Source organism: Pseudomonas sp. B10, assembly GCF_900156235.1.
Taxonomy (GTDB): Bacteria; Pseudomonadota; Gammaproteobacteria; order Pseudomonadales; family Pseudomonadaceae; genus Aquipseudomonas; species Aquipseudomonas siliginis.
Genome location: NZ_LT707063.1, coordinates 635,283 through 653,752, shown reverse-complemented (window position 1 = coordinate 653,752; position 18,470 = coordinate 635,283). Strand labels below are relative to the sequence as shown.

Sequence of the window (18,470 nt, the reverse complement as noted above, 5' to 3'; positions counted from 1 at the left end):
GTATTCACGGATGCAGAAATTCTCAGTCAACGCAAAGTTTGTGAGCGGGCGTCCTGCTTGAAAGATTATTCAAACTTTCGCTATTAACGACTGATAGAAAGAGGTTCCAGGTTTGTGAACACGCTTCGTATATTGGTCTTGGAAGATCACGCCTTTCAGCGCACGGCGGCAGTCAGTGCGCTTAATAGTCTGGGGTACAAAAATATCTTTCAGGCGGCTGACGGCAAGGATGCGCTGGCTGTGATATCCCAGGCTGGAGGCGTGGACGTTGCATTGTGTGACTTGAGCATGGCCGGGATGGATGGTTTGACGTTCTTGCGCCTGGCGAGAGAGGCCGGTTTGATTCGTGCAGTGATCATCTGCAGTTCACTGCCTGAAGACTTGTTGCGCACGGTTGACCGGATTGTCACGTTGCAGGGGCTGGAATTGCTTGGCAGTGTCGGCAAGCCTCTGATGGTCGATGTGCTGGGGCCATTGTTGGCGCGTTATCGGCCGCACACTCCGGGCGATGCCAAAGTGGTGGAAAGTCATCTCGATCAGCCTTCGGAGAACGAAGTGCTCGAAGCGATACGCCGTCAGGAATTTCGCGCCTATTTCCAGCCCAAGTTTCATCTGCGCAGTGGTGAGGTGGATGGCGCCGAGGTGCTGGTGCGATGGCAGAGCCCCAGTCGCGGCTTGCTCTCGCCAGGCATGTTCTTGCCGACGATCGAGCGTTGCGGTCTGCTCGATGAGATGTTTTTCAGCCTGCTCACGCAAGGCTTGAGTCTGCAGCGCTTCGTCCAGTCTCACGGCAAGCCGTTCAAGCTGGCGTTCAATCTCGACGTGACGCAGATGGCCAATCCGAATCTTGTCGACCGGATCAAGGCGCTGTTGCGCATCCATGGCGCCTCGCCAGCTGGGCTCATTTTCGAGCTCACGGAAACCGGCCTGCTGCAGATGCCCGAGATCAGCATGGAAAACATGGTGCGTCTGCGCATGCTCGGCTTCAGTCTGGCAATCGATGATTTCGGTGTCGGCTATTCTTCACTTGAGCGGCTGTGCCAGATGCCGTTCAACGAAATCAAACTCGACGCCGGCTTCGTGCAGAATTTCCATCAGGCGCGCTACAGCGCGGTCATCCACGGGGCGTTGGCCCTGGCCCGGGAATTGGACATGCGCGTGGTGGCAGAGGGTATTGAAACCGCAGATCAGGTTCAGCATCTGGCGCGGCTTGGTTGTCAGTGGGGGCAGGGCTTCTTCTATGCTCGCCCGATGAATTGGGCGCATTTGGTCGACTGGCGTTTCGAAGGCCAGAAGTCGTCCTGGCGCCGCGCAATAGGCACGTCCGATCGTTGATGCAAGCGGCATTCTGACTTTTGGGACAAAGCCCTATTTCGTCACGCCTTTAAAACACTCATCATGTGCCGAGAAATCAATCAGATGCACCTGAATGCTTCGGTGATGCCCGGGATTTGCTGCGGTTGCCAAGTGCTGATGGTCCTCCAACACTCTTCATCATGGAGCTGTTCATGCATTGGTCAGTCGTGAATCCGTTACGCGTTGCCATCCTTGATGATCACTCGCTCATACGTCTGGCGATGAAGTCGCGGCTGACGCGCGAAGCCGAGTTCAGTGTCGTAGGTGTGTATGGCAGCAGCGCGCAGTTGCTCGCCGGATTGCGCGAAATCGACATCGACCTGCTGATACTCGATTACAAACTGCACGATGGGGAGCTGGACGGGCTCAATCTGATCCGCCTGCTGCGCAAGCAATATCCGGGCATGCGCATCCTCGTCTCATCTTCCGAAGAACGCCCGGCGGTGGTGAACATGGCGATCGGGGCGGGCGTCAGCGGATTCTTCGGCAAGTCGCAGTCGGTCGATGACCTGATCACCGCCATCCGCAGTGCTGCGTCCGGGCAGTTGTATCTGTCGCCGGAAATGGCCTTCGAACTCGATGTGCTGCCTGCGTCGGTCGATGAACCTGCCGGTGCCAATGACGACGGTGCGGCGCACAGCGACGATTTCCTCAGTAATCCTCTGCTGTCACCTAAAGAGAAAGAAGTCTTGCGCTGTTGTCTCGAGGGGATGGGGGTGACGCAGATTGCCTTGAAGTTCTCGCGCAGTCGCAAAACCATCAGTGGGCAAAAACAGGCCGCTTTCAAAAAGCTTGGCATTCGTGGTGACGCAGAGCTGTTCAAGTTGCAGCACAGCCTGAAAGCCGACAACCAGGGATAACACGCTTATGTTTCATCTGTTGCGCGGTGTTTTGCTAATCAGTGTGCTTTTCGTATTCAGTAGTGGTGTGTTATTGGCAGCAGAGCCGCGCACCTTGCAGGTGTTCGGTCGCTCGGACTGCAAGGAGCTGCAAGTCGACCTGGCCAATGAAGACTGGAGTTGGCTGCGGCAAAAGCGCAGCCTGATATTGGGTTCTGCGCTTCCGGATTTCCCGCCTTATGTCATGACCGCCAGCGGTACGCGCTATGAGGGGATTGCCGCCGATATCGCGTGCATTATCGGTCAGGCACTGCATGTTGAGATTACCGTCAAGGCTTACCCTGACCGGCGTGACGCCATGGCCGCACTTGAGCGCGGTGACATTGACATGTTGGGCAGTTCCAACAGTTTCGAATTGATCGATGGCCTCGTCACGCTCAGCAAACCTTATGTCGAAGACGTGCCGGCGATGTTCATGCGCGGCGATGATCGACGACCGATGCCGGCCAATCTGGCCGGTTTGCGTATTGCGGTTGCCGACGATTACCTGCCTTCCAGTCAATTACACGCGTTATACCCCAACGCCGAATTCGTGCTTTTTCCATCGAACGAGTTGGCACTGGCTGCGCTGGCTTTTGGCAAGGTCGACCTGTTTCTCGGCGATACGGTGTCGAGCAATTACCTGATCAACCTCAACTACTTCAACTATGTGCGGCTGCACTCTTTCGTCAAAACCCAAACCAGCGGTTTCAGCTTTGCCTTGCGCCGGGGCAACGACCAATTGCTGCGTCTGATCGATTCGACCCTCGAGTCGCTGGGTGATGCGAAGATTGCCGAAATTACCAAGCGCTGGTCGGGCGGCGGCGGGGCGCTGACGCCCAAACGCATTGACCTGACACCCGGCGAAGCACGTTGGCTTGAGCTGCATCCGGTCGCGCGGTTCGTGATCAATGACGATCAGGCACCGTTTGCATTCTTTGATGGTGACGGCAACTTTGGCGGGATCGGCGCTGATCTGCTCGAGCTCATCCAGCGGCGTACCGGCTTGCAGATCAATGTCGAGCGCACCGACAGCTTTTCCAGTCTGAGCACGCGTCTGCTGGCTGGCAGCGCGGATATTTCTCTGCTGACACCAACGGTCTCGCGGGAAGTCGGCATGCGTTTCACTCATCCGTTCCTTGCCAGCCCCTTTGTGATCGTCACCACCAAGGACGCAGGCGCGCCTTCAAGCCTGCAGGAGCTGCGCGGCAAGCGCGTCGCAGTGCCCGAAAGTTCGGCTGAGCGTGAGCTGCTCAAGGACTACCCCGACATCGAGATCGTTGATAACGAAACAGTTCTGGGCGCCTTGGCTGACGTGAAGGACGGTCGAGCGGACGCGATGATTACCACGTTGCACAGTGCGCGCTACTACATCGCCCACATCTACAGCGACAGCTTGCGTATCTCCAACATCGTCGGCATGAACAAAGGCTTCCTCGCTTTCGCCGCGCGGCGTGCCGATACCGAACTGGTCAGCATTCTGAACAAGGCGCTGCTGAGCATTCCGCCGGATGAGCTGGACGTAATTCTCAACAGGTGGCGTCCCATTGCAGCGTTTTCGGGTTTGTCGTGGCGCGATTACAAGGCGCTGATCTACCAGATCAGCGCTGGCGCGTTCCTGATTATCCTGGGATCGCTGGCGTGGAATTTCTATATTCGCCGGCAGATCCGCGAACGCAGCCGGGCAGAGCGCTTGCTGGGCGATCAGTTGAAGTTCATGGGCGCGTTGATCAACGGCACGCCGCATCCCATCTACGTACGTGATCGTGAAGGTCGGCTTGTCACCTGCAATAATAATTATCTGCAAACATTTGGCCTGCTGGAAAAGGACGTGATCGGCAAGACCGTGCTCGAAAGCGGCAAGCGCAATCGTCAGGAGGCGTTGCAATTTCACGACGACTACCTGCGCGTCATCGAGCAGGACGAACCTTACGAGGTGGATCGCACGCTGCATGTCGGTGATACGCGGCTGATCATTTACCACTGGATCCAGCCGTATCACGACACGGCGGGTGAAGTCAGAGGCGTGATCTGCGGCTGGATCGATATCAGCGAACGCCGTGAACTCATCGAGGAGTTGCGTTCGGCGAAAGAGCTGGCTGACGAGTCGAGCCGCGCCAAAACCACGTTCCTGGCGACCATGAGCCACGAAATCCGTACGCCGATGAGCGCCGTGATCGGCATGCTCGAACTTACCCTCAAGCGTGCCGAGCAGGGACACTTCGATCGGCCGGCGATTGAAGTGGCATACGACTCGGCAAAAGGTCTGCTGGAACTGATCGGCGATATCCTCGATGTGGTACGCATCGAATCGGGCCATGTCAGCCTTTCGCCGAAACGTGCCAACCTGCGCGAATTGGTCGAATCCGTGGCGCGGGTGTTCGACGGCTTGGCCAGGCAGAAGAGTCTGGTGCTGAAGCTCGACATCGACGCCACTGTCGGCTGTGACGTATTGGTTGATCCGATGCGCTTCCAGCAGGTGCTCTCGAACCTGGTGGGCAACGCGATCAAGTTTACCGACACCGGTCATGTCAGCGTCTCGATTCGCGGCCAACGTCTCGCTGACGAACGCTTACAGGTCGACCTCAAGGTCGAGGACACCGGCATCGGCATTTCCAGCGCCGATCTGCAGAATCTGTTCCAGCCGTTTTCCCAAGCCAATCATGGTCCCTCCAGCAGAGGCGGCACCGGTCTGGGACTGGCGATCTCCCGTTCATTGTGCGAATTGATGGGCGGGCGGCTGAACATTACCAGTACGCTTGGCAAAGGCACCTGCCTGGAAGTGTCGCTCTTCTTCAATATTCTCAGCCCGCTTGGCGGCAAAGTGCTGCCTGTTTCGGTTGTTCAGGACAAACCGGTACCGACACTCAGGATTCTCGTAGTCGATGACCAGAGCGCCAACCGCCTGCTGTTGACGCAGCAGCTGAGTTTCCTTGGCCAGGCGGTGCGTGATGCCGCCGACGGTGCCCAGGCATTGGCGCTGTGGCGCTCGGAGCCGTTCGACATTGTGATCACGGACTGCAACATGCCGGTCATGAACGGCTATGAGCTGGCCCGCACCATTCGCCAGGACGAACGCGAAAGTGGTGGATCGCCGTGCATCGTACTGGGCTTCACGGCCAACGCGCAGCCGGAAGAAAAAGTGAAATGCCGGGAGGCCGGGATGGATGATTGCCTGTTCAAACCGATCAGTCTCGGCACCTTGTCGATCATGCTTGCAGGCTGGGAAAAAAATGTTGAAACCCAGCCATTTGAAAGCCCGCCTGCGGCGACTATCAAGGAGCTGGGTTCGATTCGCGAGCGTCTTGACGAGCTCACCGGGGGCGATCTCGACATGATGAAAGAACTTCTGCGCGAGGCGCTGTCGAGTTGCGAAAAGGATCTGGAGGAGTTGCATTCGCTAATACCCGAAAGCGATCCCGGGCTGTTGGCTGACCTGGCGCACCGCATCAAGGGGGCGGCGCGCATTGTTGCCGAGCATCAGGTCATTGAGGCGTGTAACGAGCTTGAGGCCGAGTGCGAGGCGCCTGTTATCGATCCGCTGGACCTCAATCGCAGTGCATTGAAGCTGGAGCATGCACAGGCTGATCTGATCAAGAAAATCAAACGGATCGAGCTGTAAACGTATCGGCTCATGACCATCCGACTGGCCTTGCATTGAAGCTGACGTTAAAGATCATTTTGCAGCGGGCGATACCTTGGTTAATAACCATGGAGTTTCGCGATGATCATTCGACGTCCTTTATTGATTGCCTGCCTTTGCCTGCTCGGTTTTGACACCGTCAGCGCAGCCCAGTCTGCGCCGGTCAGCGGAGTGATTCGCTTCAGCGGTCGAATTGTCGAGGCAAGTTGCATTGCGAGTGGCGCCAGCCATTCTTCTGTCGAGTTGCTTGATTGCCCCCAGGCAAGCACCGGGCAGATTTTTACCGTGAACAACGTCAGTGCGGCAGGGCGAGGTGAGTCGCGCCAGCAGGTGTTTGTGAAGGTGATTGCCGATACTCATGAGCAGGACGATTATTACGACCAGCGCTTGCTGCTCACGGACAACAAGGGTCACCAGATAACGAGCGGTAATTACGTAGTGACGATGACGCTGCCTTGATGGCTTGGAAAGAATGAGTCTGCGCCCCTTGTTTCAAGGTTACTGACAAAAAGGGGCGTTAATAATGAGAATTGTCTGGTTCGCACAGAACCGTCCCGCGCTTCTGGCTCGTCGCGACTCCCCTGCGTTGCAAAATCCCTCCTTCAACACTTTCTGAGCCAGACCATGCGCCGATCGCGTGGGCTGTCGTCAAGGTGTGGCTTTTTATCATCTATCCCTGCGTTCATTTTTGAGACAAGTCTCATATCAGGCAGCTTGGCCCTTGGTTATTTTCTTGAAAGGAAGAATGGAGCTGCCAAAGGTGTCCGATGTTTCTTGAAAATAACCGCAGTCGATCCTTGCGGATCCTGATCGCCGACAGCGACGTGCGAAGAGGCCAGTCGATCGAACAGCAGTTCAATAAGCTGGGCTGTCTCAGCGTCTTGAACGTTTGCACTTATCGTGACCTGAAAATACTGACGTATTACTGCCCTCAACGGTTGAGCCTGGTCGTCGTCAATGCTGAGTTGCTCAGCGAAATGGCGATGGATCCGCTCGACTTTTTCGGGGAAAACCCGCTGATTCGTCATCTGCTGATTTTCAATCCCAACGATGATCACCAGTGGTCGAAGACCTTCTTCAACCCGCATCCGCAACGCTGGATGCGCCTGGTCTCGAAAATCAATCTGCCGCGACTGGCAGATTTTCTGATGCTGGCCGATCCGGCGCTCAAGGAAATTGCGGAGCCGGCCTCGACCAACTCCACACTCTCTCCGTGCGCCAACCGCTAGCTACCGCACCTTCCCGCGTTGATCCAGGTATGCGCCGAGGCGCTATACCGCAGCGCCGCTCTGCTGCCCACTCGTTTACCCCATTGTCTTGAATACACTCTAAGGTAAGGCATCATGCTGCTTCGTAAACTCAATCTCGCGCCGCGTTCGGCGCTGTGTTTCGGCTTGTTCTGTCTCATGATTATCGCGATCGGATTGATCGCTCTGCAGCAAGTCGACTTGCTCAACAAGGCAGAAACGTACGTCGAGACGACGATCGTGCCGAGTATCAAGCTGCTCGGCCAACTCGATCGAGAGTTCGTCGAAATCAAGGGCAACAACGCTCGCTTGCGCAATCCCATTGAAACGAGTGAGCGCAAAGCGCAGGCCCTGATTGACATCCAGCAGTCGCGTCAGATGATCAAAAATCATCAGCGTGCGCTCATTGACCTGCTGGCGACTGACGCCGGGCGCGAGGCGTTCGAGGAGTTTGCCAAAGCACAGAAGGTCAACGATCAGGCGCAGGATCAATACCTTGAAACAGTGGCGAACGGGCAGCTTGAAGCGGCCATTGCGCTGTCCAGGAATCAGATGCGTGCGGCGTCGGATGGCGTACAGGTCGCGCTAAAAAAGTTGATTGCTCTCAACGAGATAGAAGCTTATGAGGCGGGCAAGCAGGCCGACAATGTCTATGAGCACACGCTGTTGATCGTCAGTGTGTTCATTCTCATCGCGATCGGTGCTTCGTTGGCCCTGGCCGTGTTGTATACCCGCAGCCTGACGGTACCCATTGCAGGCTCGCTAAGGGTGGCCGAATGCATCGCCGCCAATGATTTGAGCGAAACCATTGCGCTGGATGGCTCCGATGAGGCGGCGCAAATGCTGTCGTCATTGGCGGCGATGCAAACCAGTCTGCGAGATGCCTTGATCATGATCCGTGATTCGTCCACGCAGTTGGCCGAGACCTCGGAGGTCATGCACGGCGTCACTGAAGATATCTCGCGTATCACTCAACGTCAGAGCCATGAAATCGAAATGGCCGCCACCGCCGTCACTGAAATGAGTGCAGCGGTGGAGCAGGTTGCAGACAACGCCGCATCGACCTCGCAGCTGACGTCGGAATCAAGTGCGGCAGCCATTGCCGGTCGAAGTCAGGTCAGCGACACGGTAGCCGCAATCAACCTGATGGTGTCCAGCGTGCACAGCACCTCGGCTGAGGTGCAGGCGCTATCGACCATGGCGAGCGATATCAGCAGCGTGCTGGACGTTATCCGAGAGGTTGCCGAACAAACCAATCTGCTTGCCTTGAACGCAGCGATCGAAGCGGCGCGGGCGGGGGAGGCGGGTCGCGGTTTTGCCGTGGTTGCCGATGAGGTGAGAGGGCTGGCGCAGCGTACTCAGAAGTCGACCGAGGACATCGAGTCCATGGTCAGCTCCATTCAGTCGGGCACCAGCCGCGCAGTTTCCTCCATGAGCCACACCCGCGCTCAGGCCGAGAGAACGCTCGAAATGGCCAATATCGCCGGCGAAGTGCTGACCGACATCACTGGCTCGCTGAATCTCATCAACGAGCGAAACCTGCTGATGGCAACCGCTGCAGAAGAGCAGGCTCAGGTTGCGCGTGAAGTGGATCGCAGCCTGATCAGCATTCGCGACCTTTCGTGTGAAACCGCAGAGGGATCGAAACAGACCGCAGTCGCATCGGCGGAGCTGTCGCAATTGGCGGCGTCGCTGAACAAATTGACCAAGGAATTCAAACTTTAATCAGTAAACGTAAAGCCCTGGCTATCAGGGCTTTTTGATCAGCGCTCGATCGGCGCAGCAAAGTCTTGCGCATGGGGTGCAGAGTCAGTTTGTGCTGGCGATGCGGTTTGTGCTGTCAACTGCTCAATGCAGCTGGCGAGTTGTTTTTCATAGCTTTCAAGTACCGCTTCGGCTTCAGCTTCGCGCTCATCACGCAGGCGGAAGAAATCGTCGCGATTGAGTTGGTCCGCAACAAGTCGGATGTTTTGCTCGATGATCGCGCACAGTGAATCTTCATCCTCTAACGCCGCGCTGGTCAGGGCTGCCTGTCGATTGTTTTCGAGTTCGGTTTTTGCGTGCTCAGCGGCCTTCGCCTGTTCCTTTGCGCTAAGCAGGTCGGCTTCCAAAACCTGTTTCTGTTCCGCCAGGCGCTTTAGTTCTGCGCTCATCGACTGGATTGCATCGGCGCGCTGGGTGAGTTGGACCTCCTGTTGTTGCACCACAGCCTTCAGTGGAAACAGTTCATTGAGTTGGTAGCCGGCGACCACAGTCATGGCGATCAGTGCCAGCGCAAGAATGGTCAGGCAGTAGATGGCGGCGTTGCTCTGGGGTTTTGAGCTATTGAGGGTATCGAGGGCTCTCACGGAATCGTTTCTCCTATCAAGAGTAGACAGTGTAATAACCTCGATTCGCTGGGCCTTTAAGACGAGTCTTAAATTGTGCTCTATTTGCGTATGTCGATAACGGCTAACATTTGTTAACGAATTCGCAGAAGGCTTCTTGTTTAAACCGACTATCAAAAGTTTCTTGTGGGTCCATGAGAATTGTCTTGTTTGCGAATAAATAAACTTTTTGCTCAAGCTCCTTTTTTTCATTATCGTCTGCTGCCGCTTTGGTGGCGTTTACTGCTGATAGTTCACGCAATCGTCCGCCATTCAAATGTTTGCAAACACGGCGAGTTCAGAGAGATTGCTATGAAGTTTTCCCATGTTTTAATTGTCGGTTTTTTGTATTTACTGCCATTTAACGCAATGGCTGCAGTTTGCGAATTTTATCCCGACCATTCCAAGGGCAGTGTCAGGGTGGTTCTTCCAGCCACGATCTCGGTGCCTCGTGACACGCCCAACGGCACGGTTATCTATGAAAGCCCGATCGTGACCCTGGGCGCCATACCCAGCTCATTCAGGTGCTCTGCGGTACACAACGAAGGTGTACGCAATACTGTCGGCGTTACTCAGCCGGGCGCGGAGATTTTTCCTATCGGAAATACCGGAATCGGCTGGCAATGGGTCCGACCGCCATCGGGGAAAGCGTGGAAAGGCTTTCCAGGAACTACCGACACTGCTGGCGGTTGGGGTTGGAATGGTTCTGAGCACATCTTGCGTTTTGTAAAGACGGGAACTATTTCCGGCAGTGCGACGATACCCTCAGGCCAACTTGGGACCTTCGTCGCTGCAGAAATCGAGCCTCTGGCAATGAATACAAATGGCACGCGGATCGTCTCGCAGTCTTGTGAAACACCTGATGTGAAAGTGGATATGGGCAGCTACACCATGAGCGATTTTTTGCAGAACGGTGACTATGCCAAGGAGAAATATTTCTTTCTTGATATGAAAAACTGTCCTCCCGGAATCAATAACTTCAGGTACTCCTTTTCGCCCACTGCGGGCAGCCCTGCATGGAGCGCTGATACCGGCGTGGTACACCTCAACAGTAATTCCACTGCCAAAGGTCTGGCATTGCAGATGCGCTTCAGTGACAAGTCGACACTCAAGCTGAATCAGAACTACATAATGAAAGCGCCCACATCGCAAGGCGGCAATGCATATGTTTCCTTGCAAGCCCGCTTCGTGCGCATCGAGCCTTCCAATGCGCAAATGCGAGCGGGCGATGCCAATGCCGAAATTGCCTTTGTCGTCGAGTATCTATGAGCCCAACAGCCTCTTCACCTCAGCCACAATCACCGCAATATCAAACGGCTTGGGCACTACCACATCAAACAGATCCGAGCGCTGCATGCCGATGTGCGCTTGCGCGCCACTCATGAGAATGATCGGCAAGTGTTTGACGGACGGCTGGGCACGCACGGCTTCGGCGAATTCGAGGCCGTCCATGACCGGCATCATGAAGTCAGTGATGACCAGGGCTGGACGTTCTCTTTCCAGCACTTCGAGAGCCTTCTTGCCATTGCTCGCGGTCACAGTCATGAAGCCCTCATCCTCAAGCGCAAAGCCAAGAATGTCAGCAATCAGATACTCGTCGTCGACTACCAGGATGGTGGTCATGTTATTTCAACCCGCTTGCAGACTTACGAAATTGAACCAGGCAATGACTCAGCTGTGACTGAAGGTTCATTTTTCAAAGCCTTTTCCAGGAACACATCTTGATCACGGATAACCACCTCGAACCGCGACGGGTTGTAGGAGCTATCACGTATCTTGAGAATGGAAAGCGTCCTGTGAAGTTCAGCGTGATTCTCAAAGAAACGCATGAGCATCAGGTTGTCGACAATACTGGACAGGTCGGAGTTCGGTGCGCTGACCTCGGAGCCGAACAAATCGCGCATTTCCCAGGAGGCAAAGACCGTCACGCCTCTGGACCGCAGTTCGTTCATCAATGCACTGAAAAAGTCGGTGATGCGTTCCGGTGTGGTTGAAACCCGAGTCATGCCGCTGAGGCTATCGATGAACAGGCGCTTGATGCCTTTTTCATCGACCAGGCTGAGCAGGCGTGCGCCGAGGCCGTCCAGCAAGCCTTCGGTAGTTGGCTGCCAGGCAATGCTCAGCGCACCGCTGTGTTCCATGTGTTCGATATCGATGCCCAGCGAACGGCCTTTCAGGCGCAGCCGCTGCGGGCTTTCATAGAAACCGAAGTGCAGGCCCGGCGCTTCGGCCGTCGACTGCGCGATGAACTTCAGACCCAGCGTGGTCTTGCCGATCCCGGAAGGCCCCATGACCAGCGTCACGCTGGAGCTGTGCAAGCCACCACCGAGGATGTCATCCAGTGAAGCAATGCCGCTTGGGATGCGCGTCATGTCCGCGCTGTCAGGGGCGGAAGGGCGCTTGTAGAGACTTTCGAGGCGCGGGTAGACGACCAGGCCGTTATCGGTGATTTCGCATTCGTGAAGACCGGTCAACGCGCCGCTGCCGCGAGTCTTGCGCAAATGAATGCGCCGTACCGAACGGGTACCGAAAAGTTCTTCGCCCATTTCGATGACGCCGTCGACCATCGTGTGCTCGGGGCTGCCGTCATCCAGGCGCGAGCTGGTCAGGAACAGCACGGTGCAACCGGCAAATGCGGCATGGCCTTGCAGTTCAGAGATGAATTTTTTCGTGTCGATCGGCGAGTCGGCTTTGGAACGTGCATTGAGCAGGCCGTCAACGACCATGACGGTCGCCTTCTGCCGGGTGATTTCGCGTCGCAGCAGCTTCACGACTTCATCGAGGCCTTCGTTTTCCAGCGTATCGAATGCGCTGACAAACTGAATTTCCGCGCCGACTCGCGAAGCGTCGAAAAAACTCATGGTCGACAGGAACTGGAACAGGCGGTCGTGGGACTCGGCCAGCAACGTGGCGACCAGCACACGACCGCCATTACGGGCATGGTGAAACCCTAGCTGGTTGGCAAGGATGGTCTTGCCGGAGCCCGGACGCCCTTGAATGATGTACGAGGCACCGGCGACAAAGCCCCCCTGAAGCAACGCGTCGAGCCCTTCGATCCCGCTTTGAAGGCGTTTTAGCTTTTCCACAATGCGACCCTGATCTGAATAAACAGGCTTGTTCAGCCGAATGAGTGAAATGCTAACGCCATTTCCGGTTGAGGGCCATAAAGGCTGGGGAAAAGTAGCGTTTTTGCAATGTGAACCTGGCACGTGAATGCTCGGGATCAGGGGGTAGTGACAAGTCCGGCACAGGAAGATTCGATTTTTCGAAACCCGGAAGCCGATTACGTCGATATGCGCTGCTGCGGACCATGAGGGTCACGCTTGCCACTTTGCTTTCATGAAATCGTCACAAAACTGCTGCAGAGTTCGGGAGCCCGTAATCACTAGGTGTCATTTAATGAAAAGTTTGATGAAGTCTGCTGCGCTCGCCATTGCGGTATCTCTTTGTGCCACCTCGGCCTCATTTGCAGCAGAAAATGTTCGCCTGACGGGGTCCGGAGCAAGTTTCCCGGCACCGATCTACCTGACCTGGTTCAAGGATTTCAGCAAGAAATCCGATGGCGTCACTGTCGATTACCAATCCAAAGGCAGTGGCGCGGGCGTACAGGACTTCTTGAACAAAACCGTAGATTTCGCTGCCAGTGACTCGGCAATGAAAGACGAAGATATCGCCAAGGTCGCCGAAGGCGTGCAGTTGCTGCCAATGACCGCCGGTGAAATCGTGCTGGCCTATAACCTGCCGGGCAATCCCAAGGGCCTGAAGCTGCCACGCGACGTCTATTCCAACATTTTCCTGGGCAAGATCACGCGCTGGAACGATCCGCAGATCGTCGCAGCCAACCCGGACCTGAAACTCTCCGATACGCCGATCACCGTTGTAGTGCGTGCAGATTCCAGCGGTACGACCGCGGTATTCACCAAGCACCTGGCAACCGTCAACGCCGAGTTCAAGCAGGCGTTGGGTGAGGGCAACACCGTCAACTGGCCGGCCAGTGACAAGTTCATCAAATCGCCGAAAAACGATGGCGTAACCGCTACCGTACGCCAGACCCCTGGTGCGATTGGTTACATCGAATATGGCTTCGCCAAGCTGGCCAAGGTCGACTTTGCCCAGTTGCAGAACAAGGCAGGCAATTACGTCGTGCCCAACGCCGAAAGCGGTGCCGAGGCCCTGGCGGCGGTGAAGATGCCGGAAAACCTGGTTGCCTGGCTGCCTGATCCGGACGGTGCCAAGTCCTATCCGATCACCTCTTATACCTGGATGATTTTCCGCAAGGACAATGGCAACCCGGCCAAGGCCAAGGCCATGCGTGAAATGGTCGAATACAGCCTGACCGAGGGGCAGAAGATTGCCGATTCGATGGGTTACATCCCGTTGCCACAATCGGTCGTCGAACAGGTTCGCAAAGCGTCCGCCAACATTCAGTAACGCCGTGAGGTCTCTCTCGGCGTGTGCGTCTGCGCCACGCCGGGAGAGTTTTCCCCCTGTTCCGGACTTAGCCCATGAACAAACCTTTTGTCGTACCGGTTAATCCCGACTCTGCCTGCCAGCCGCCTTCGACGAAGGATTTTCTGGTTGATCGCACCTTCCGCGCGCTCGCGCGCATCGGTGTGGTACTGATTCTGGCGCTGGTATTTGCACTGGTGTTCGAAGTCGGACGCAAGGCACTTCCCGGTATGGAGAAGCACGGCTTCGATGTGCTTCTGGGCAGCGTGTGGGACGTCAACCAAGGCAAATACGGCATCCTGCCGGCCATCTGGGGCACGCTTTACAGCGCCTTCATCGCGTTGCTGATCGCCGGCGTTTTTGGCGTGAGCATGGCGATTTTCCTGACTCAGGATTTCCTGCCGACCAAGCTCGCTGCGCTGTTTCGCACCATCGTCGAACTGCTCGCGGCCATTCCCAGCGTGGTCTATGGCCTGTGGGGGATCTATGTGGTTATTCCGGCGATTCGGCCGCTGACGACCTGGTTGAACAGCGAACTGGGCTGGATACCTTTTTTCGGCACGTCCCTGAGCGGCCCGGGCCTGCTGCCCGCAGCGCTGGTGCTCGCGATCATGATTCTGCCGACCATTGCCGCCGTGTCGCAGGACGCGCTGACGGCTGTGCCGATGAAAACCAAACAGGCCGCGTACGGCATGGGCACTACCCATTGGGAAGCGATTCTCAAAGTGATGGTGCCTTCGGCCGCCACCGGCATTTTCGGCTCGCTGGTACTGGGCCTGGGACGCGCACTGGGTGAAACGATGGCGCTGGCCATGCTGGTCGGCAATGCCAACAACATTTCCCTCTCGTTGTTTGCACCGGCCAACACGCTTGCCGCTCTGCTGGCGCTGAACTTCCCCGAAGCCGGGCCGAACGAGATCGAGGTGTTGATGTATGCCGCGCTGGTGCTGATGTTGATTACGCTGATCGTGAACATTTTCGGCTCGATGATCATGATGTACGCCCAACGGGGTAACAAGTGATGACTGATCTGACCGCAGCAACAGACCTGACGGCGCCAACCGGTGCGATGCCCAGCTTGCAACGCAGGTTCGAAGGCCGTGCGCTGCGCAGCCTGATCCTGACCACCCTGGTCTGGGCAGGTGCTTTGCTGGCCAGCGTGCCGCTGATTTCCGTGCTCTACATGCTGATCACCCGCGGTGGCGCGCGTCTGAACCTGGAAGTCTTCACCGAACTGCCGCCGACCGGCTTCGAGATGGGCGGCGGTTTCGGCAACGCGATGGCGGGTACCTTTGTGATGGTCGGTATCGCGGCAGCGATCGCGGTGCCGGTCGGGATCATGGCGGCCATTTTTCTGGCTGAACTGGGGCCTGACAGCAAGCTGGGGAACGCCGCACGTTTTGCCGCCAAGATGCTCACGGGCCTGCCGTCGATCCTGGCGGGGGTGTTTGCCTACGCTTTGGTAGTAATGACCACCGGCACGTATTCGGCACCGGCAGGTGGCGTGGCGCTCGCCGTCCTGATGCTGCCTATCGTGGTGCTGACCGCCGAAGAATCGATGCGGATGGTGCCCAAGATCATGAAAGATGCTGCTTATGGCATGGGCTGCACCCGCTCGCAGGTCATCTGGAAAATCATCTTGCCGACCGGCATGCCGGCGATCCTGACTGGCGTGATGCTCGCCGTGGCGCGTGCCGCAGGCGAGACGGCCCCTTTGTTGTTTACCGCGCTGTTCAGCAACTACTGGATCTACCACCAGGGCAATCTCGATGTCATGAATCCGACTGCCTCGCTGGCGGTGCTGATCTACAACTTCTCCGGCATGCCTTTCGATAACCAGCTCGAGCTCGCATGGGCGGCCTCGTTGGTGCTGGTGATGATCGTGCTGTTCGTGAACATCATCAGCCGGATTTTCGGCAAGCCCAAGTATTAAGAACGGGAGCATCTGATTTTGAACGTATCCACTGCGCAAATTGCCGCTCCGTTTGTCACCCAGGCGCCTGTAGTCATGGACTGCAAACTGGACAAGATTTTCTACGGCAACTTCATGGCAGTACGTGACAGCCACGTGCCCATCGAGAAAAACAAGATCACCGGATTCATCGGTCCCTCAGGCTGCGGCAAAAGTACCGTGCTGCGCAGTCTCAACCGGATGAACGATCTGGTGAAGGGCTTTCGTTTCGAGGGCCATGTGCATTTCCTCGGCCAGGACGTCTACGGCAAGGGTGTCGACCCGGTGGTCGTGCGCCGCTACATCGGCATGGTGTTTCAACAGCCAAACCCGTTTTCGATGAGCATCTTCGACAACGTCGCGTTTGGTCTGCGCCTCAATCGCTATAAGGGCGATATAGGCGACCGCGTCAAGCATGCGCTGCAAGGCGCCGCGCTGTGGGACGAAGTCAAGGACAAGCTCAAGGTCAGCGGCCTGTCGCTCTCCGGTGGCCAGCAACAACGCCTGTGTATCGCCCGGGCGATCGCCACTGAGCCGGAAGTCCTGCTGCTGGATGAGCCTTGTTCGGCACTGGACCCGATCGCCACTAGGCGCGTCGAAGAATTGATGGTCGAGTTGAAGAAGGACTACACCATCGCACTGGTGACCCACAACATGCAGCAAGCCATCCGTGTTGCTGACACCACGGCGTTTTTCTCGGTAGATATTTCCCAGGGCACGCGCACCGGTTATCTGGTCGAAATGGGGCCGACCGCGCAGATCTTCGACAACCCGCGTGAACAGATGACCGGCGATTACATCAGCGGCAAGTTCAGCTAAGTCACAGCACCGGTCACGGCCGCCTACCTGCACAAGCCAAATGGATTTGGCGGGCATCGGTGGACATTTACCAAGCGTTTCCAAGGAGCTCCAATGCCTGCCACGCATCGCCTTGATTTGCCTGCGATTGAACGCGCACTGCGGAAAGTGCAGAGTCGTTTCGCCGAACTCAGCCGGCACTTCACCGAGCCCCGAGACCCGTTCACTGACGAAGTTCTGCACAATGTGCTTGAAGGCTATGCGTTGGTTGACGAGTATGTTGCCCGCGGCGTCGACCTGTTCGATCTGCAGCAACTGAACCTGATGCTGGAGATCAATGCCACGGTGCTTTGTGGCCGGGATCCGGCGCGCCGGCTGGAATACGCCCAGCATCTGGCAGCCACCGAGGCGCATTTCTTCAACAACGTCGAGGGCGGCATCAAGGACTTGTACAACTGGTATTGCGCGTATCGCAGTGAGTCAGTCTGGAAACGTGCAGCGGGTGTCTATGTGCGCATTCTGAGCAAGCCGCAGCTGTTTATCGAAGGCAACAACCGCAGTGGCTCGCTGATTGTCAGCTACTTGCTCATGCGGGCAGGGCTGCCTCCATTCGTGTTGACCCTGGAAAATGCCGAGGGCTATTTCAACCCGTCCTCGGTCATCCGCAACTCCGCCAAGCATGGCGTCAAGGCATTGTACGAATTGCCCAAGATCAAGAAAAAATATGCAGCATTCTTAGAAGAACAGGCGCCCGATCCAATGAAGTTCTTTCTCAAAGGCAAGCCTTTGCCTCTTTCTCAGGGTGGCCATTGATGAACTGGGCACCAGCATTTGCCAGATTGAGAACCTTCGGCAGCCGGGCAGGGCAGGCTATCCGCTGCGCTTTGCCGCAGTTGTTCGAACGTCAGCGTATACGGATTTCGTTCGATATCGATGACACGCTCGCTTGCCAGCTCCATCACTGCGCAGTCGAGAACAGTCGACTACCGGCCTGTATCCATCGTTGGCTGGGTGAGCCGTTGCGGATGGGCACACGATCGCTGATCCGAGAACTGCGTCGCCAGGATTGCAGTGTTTGGGTCTACACCTCATCCGGGCGCACGCCGTCCTATATCAGGCGCTGGTTGGCGCTATACGGTATCCGCGTCGACGGCGTGGTCAACAGCGTGCTGCACAACCGTGCGCTGACGGCGCATGGGATGTCGAATGCGCCTTCCAAGTATCCGCCAGCATTCGACATCGACTTGCATGTCGATGATTCGGAGGGTGTGCAGATTGAAGGCAAGGATCATGGCTTCCGGGTGGTCGTGGTGCATCCCGAGGATGATCGCTGGGCGCAGAAAGTGCTGGATTCGGTGGCCAAGGTCCAGGCGCAGCTCGCCTGGCAGCAAATGCTCAGACCTCAGGCGCCGGTGCAACAGCGTGCGGAGGCTGTCTATGAGTCGCTTGGCTGAGCGAGTACGCATTGGCTATCTGGGCAGCAGCGCCTCAGGTGTACGAGGCACTGCTGAGATATGACTCAATAGATGCGCAAAACATGTCTCGCAGAAACAACAAAGCCCTGAATAATCAGGGCTTTGTCGTATAAAGATGGCGGAGGCGATGGGATTCGAACTCATGGACCTGTTACAGTCGACGGTTTTCAAGACCGTTGCCTTAAACCACTCGGCCACACCTCCGTTTGCGTTGCGGGCGCCATAATACCTGAATGAAACACACTGTCAAACTCTCTGCATGGCTTGTTACAGAGCGTCTGTTATGATCTTTGCGACTGAACGTTTC

The 18,470-nt window shown here is 56.5% G+C and carries 16 protein-coding genes and 1 tRNA gene; 13 read left to right on the top strand and 4 right to left on the bottom strand.

Features of this window, described 5'->3' with window-relative positions:
• Positions 1 to 114: 114 nt before the first annotated feature.
• The 6 genes from BXA01_RS02865 to BXA01_RS02840 all read left to right on the top strand — a co-directional run bounded on the left by BXA01_RS02865 (position 115) and on the right by BXA01_RS02840 (position 8,849).
• On the top strand, positions 115 to 1,335 hold the full coding sequence (locus BXA01_RS02865; protein WP_024012832.1) for an EAL domain-containing response regulator: 1,221 nt from the start codon (positions 115 to 117) through the stop codon (positions 1,333 to 1,335).
• A 173-nt stretch (positions 1,336 to 1,508) separates the two neighbouring features.
• Positions 1,509 to 2,216 (top strand): response regulator transcription factor, encoded by a 708-nt coding sequence (locus tag BXA01_RS02860; RefSeq protein ID WP_076563149.1) that lies wholly within the window; start codon positions 1,509 to 1,511, stop codon positions 2,214 to 2,216.
• A 7-nt stretch (positions 2,217 to 2,223) separates the two neighbouring features.
• Complete coding sequence (locus BXA01_RS02855; RefSeq protein ID WP_076563146.1) at positions 2,224 to 5,856, top strand: transporter substrate-binding domain-containing protein; 3,633 nt, start codon at positions 2,224 to 2,226, stop codon at positions 5,854 to 5,856.
• A gap of 102 nt (positions 5,857 to 5,958) precedes the next feature.
• On the top strand, positions 5,959 to 6,336 hold the full coding sequence (locus BXA01_RS02850; RefSeq protein WP_016774580.1) for a type 1 fimbrial protein: 378 nt from the start codon (positions 5,959 to 5,961) through the stop codon (positions 6,334 to 6,336).
• Between the two features lie 308 nt (positions 6,337 to 6,644).
• A complete protein-coding gene (locus BXA01_RS02845) occupies positions 6,645 to 7,106 on the top strand; it encodes a hypothetical protein (protein ID WP_073474637.1) in 462 nt (153 codons plus the stop codon).
• Positions 7,107 to 7,220: 114 nt separating this feature from the next.
• Positions 7,221 to 8,849, top strand: coding sequence for a methyl-accepting chemotaxis protein (locus BXA01_RS02840; protein ID WP_073474635.1), 1,629 nt, complete (start codon positions 7,221 to 7,223; stop codon positions 8,847 to 8,849).
• A 38-nt stretch (positions 8,850 to 8,887) separates the two neighbouring features.
• On the opposite strand, the gene BXA01_RS02835 is transcribed toward BXA01_RS02840, so the two are convergent.
• Complete coding sequence (locus BXA01_RS02835) at positions 8,888 to 9,472, bottom strand: hypothetical protein (RefSeq protein WP_056785683.1); 585 nt, start codon at positions 9,470 to 9,472, stop codon at positions 8,888 to 8,890.
• Between the two features lie 330 nt (positions 9,473 to 9,802).
• On the opposite strand from BXA01_RS02835, the gene BXA01_RS02830 reads away from it, so the two are divergent.
• Positions 9,803 to 10,759: a fimbrial protein gene (locus BXA01_RS02830; protein ID WP_076563144.1), complete on the top strand. Its 957-nt coding sequence runs from the start codon at positions 9,803 to 9,805 to the stop codon at positions 10,757 to 10,759.
• On the opposite strand, the gene BXA01_RS02825 is transcribed toward BXA01_RS02830, so the two are convergent.
• Together BXA01_RS02825 and BXA01_RS02820 are read right to left on the bottom strand one after the other, a co-directional pair.
• Positions 10,754 to 11,113: a response regulator gene (locus tag BXA01_RS02825; RefSeq protein ID WP_016774585.1), complete on the bottom strand. Its 360-nt coding sequence runs from the start codon at positions 11,111 to 11,113 to the stop codon at positions 10,754 to 10,756. The two genes, BXA01_RS02830 and BXA01_RS02825, sit on opposite strands and share 6 nt — an antisense overlap.
• A 23-nt stretch (positions 11,114 to 11,136) precedes the next feature.
• A complete protein-coding gene (locus BXA01_RS02820; RefSeq protein WP_041478782.1) occupies positions 11,137 to 12,576 on the bottom strand; it encodes an ATPase domain-containing protein in 1,440 nt (479 codons plus the stop codon).
• Positions 12,577 to 12,889: 313 nt separating this feature from the next.
• Here BXA01_RS02820 and pstS point away from each other — a divergent pair, with 313 nt between their 5' ends.
• The 6 genes from pstS (at position 12,890) to BXA01_RS02790 (ending at position 18,142) form a co-directional block, all read left to right on the top strand.
• Complete coding sequence (gene pstS / locus BXA01_RS02815; RefSeq protein WP_051600442.1) at positions 12,890 to 13,921, top strand: phosphate ABC transporter substrate-binding protein PstS; 1,032 nt, start codon at positions 12,890 to 12,892, stop codon at positions 13,919 to 13,921.
• A gap of 74 nt (positions 13,922 to 13,995) precedes the next feature.
• Positions 13,996 to 14,961, top strand: a complete 966-nt coding sequence (gene pstC / locus BXA01_RS02810; protein ID WP_024012838.1) for a phosphate ABC transporter permease subunit PstC — start codon at positions 13,996 to 13,998, stop codon at positions 14,959 to 14,961.
• Positions 14,961 to 15,872, top strand: a complete 912-nt coding sequence (gene pstA / locus BXA01_RS02805) for a phosphate ABC transporter permease PstA (RefSeq protein WP_016774590.1) — start codon at positions 14,961 to 14,963, stop codon at positions 15,870 to 15,872. Before pstC ends, pstA begins: the two co-directional genes overlap by 1 nt.
• Before the next feature lie 75 nt (positions 15,873 to 15,947).
• Positions 15,948 to 16,709 carry a phosphate ABC transporter ATP-binding protein PstB gene (gene pstB / locus BXA01_RS02800; protein WP_016774591.1) on the top strand — a complete coding sequence of 254 codons (762 nt, stop codon included), beginning with the start codon at positions 15,948 to 15,950 and terminating at the stop codon, positions 16,707 to 16,709.
• A 93-nt stretch (positions 16,710 to 16,802) separates the two neighbouring features.
• On the top strand, positions 16,803 to 17,501 hold the full coding sequence (locus BXA01_RS02795; RefSeq protein WP_076563142.1) for a hypothetical protein: 699 nt from the start codon (positions 16,803 to 16,805) through the stop codon (positions 17,499 to 17,501).
• Entirely contained in the window at positions 17,501 to 18,142 is a 642-nt protein-coding gene (locus BXA01_RS02790; protein WP_076563140.1) for a hypothetical protein, read from the top strand. The genes BXA01_RS02795 and BXA01_RS02790 overlap by 1 nt, the downstream gene beginning before the upstream one ends.
• 137 nt (positions 18,143 to 18,279) lie before the next feature.
• Here BXA01_RS02790 and BXA01_RS02785 read toward each other — a convergent pair.
• Positions 18,280 to 18,367: transfer RNA gene (locus tag BXA01_RS02785), tRNA-Ser, on the bottom strand.
• Positions 18,368 to 18,470 lie beyond the last annotated feature (103 nt).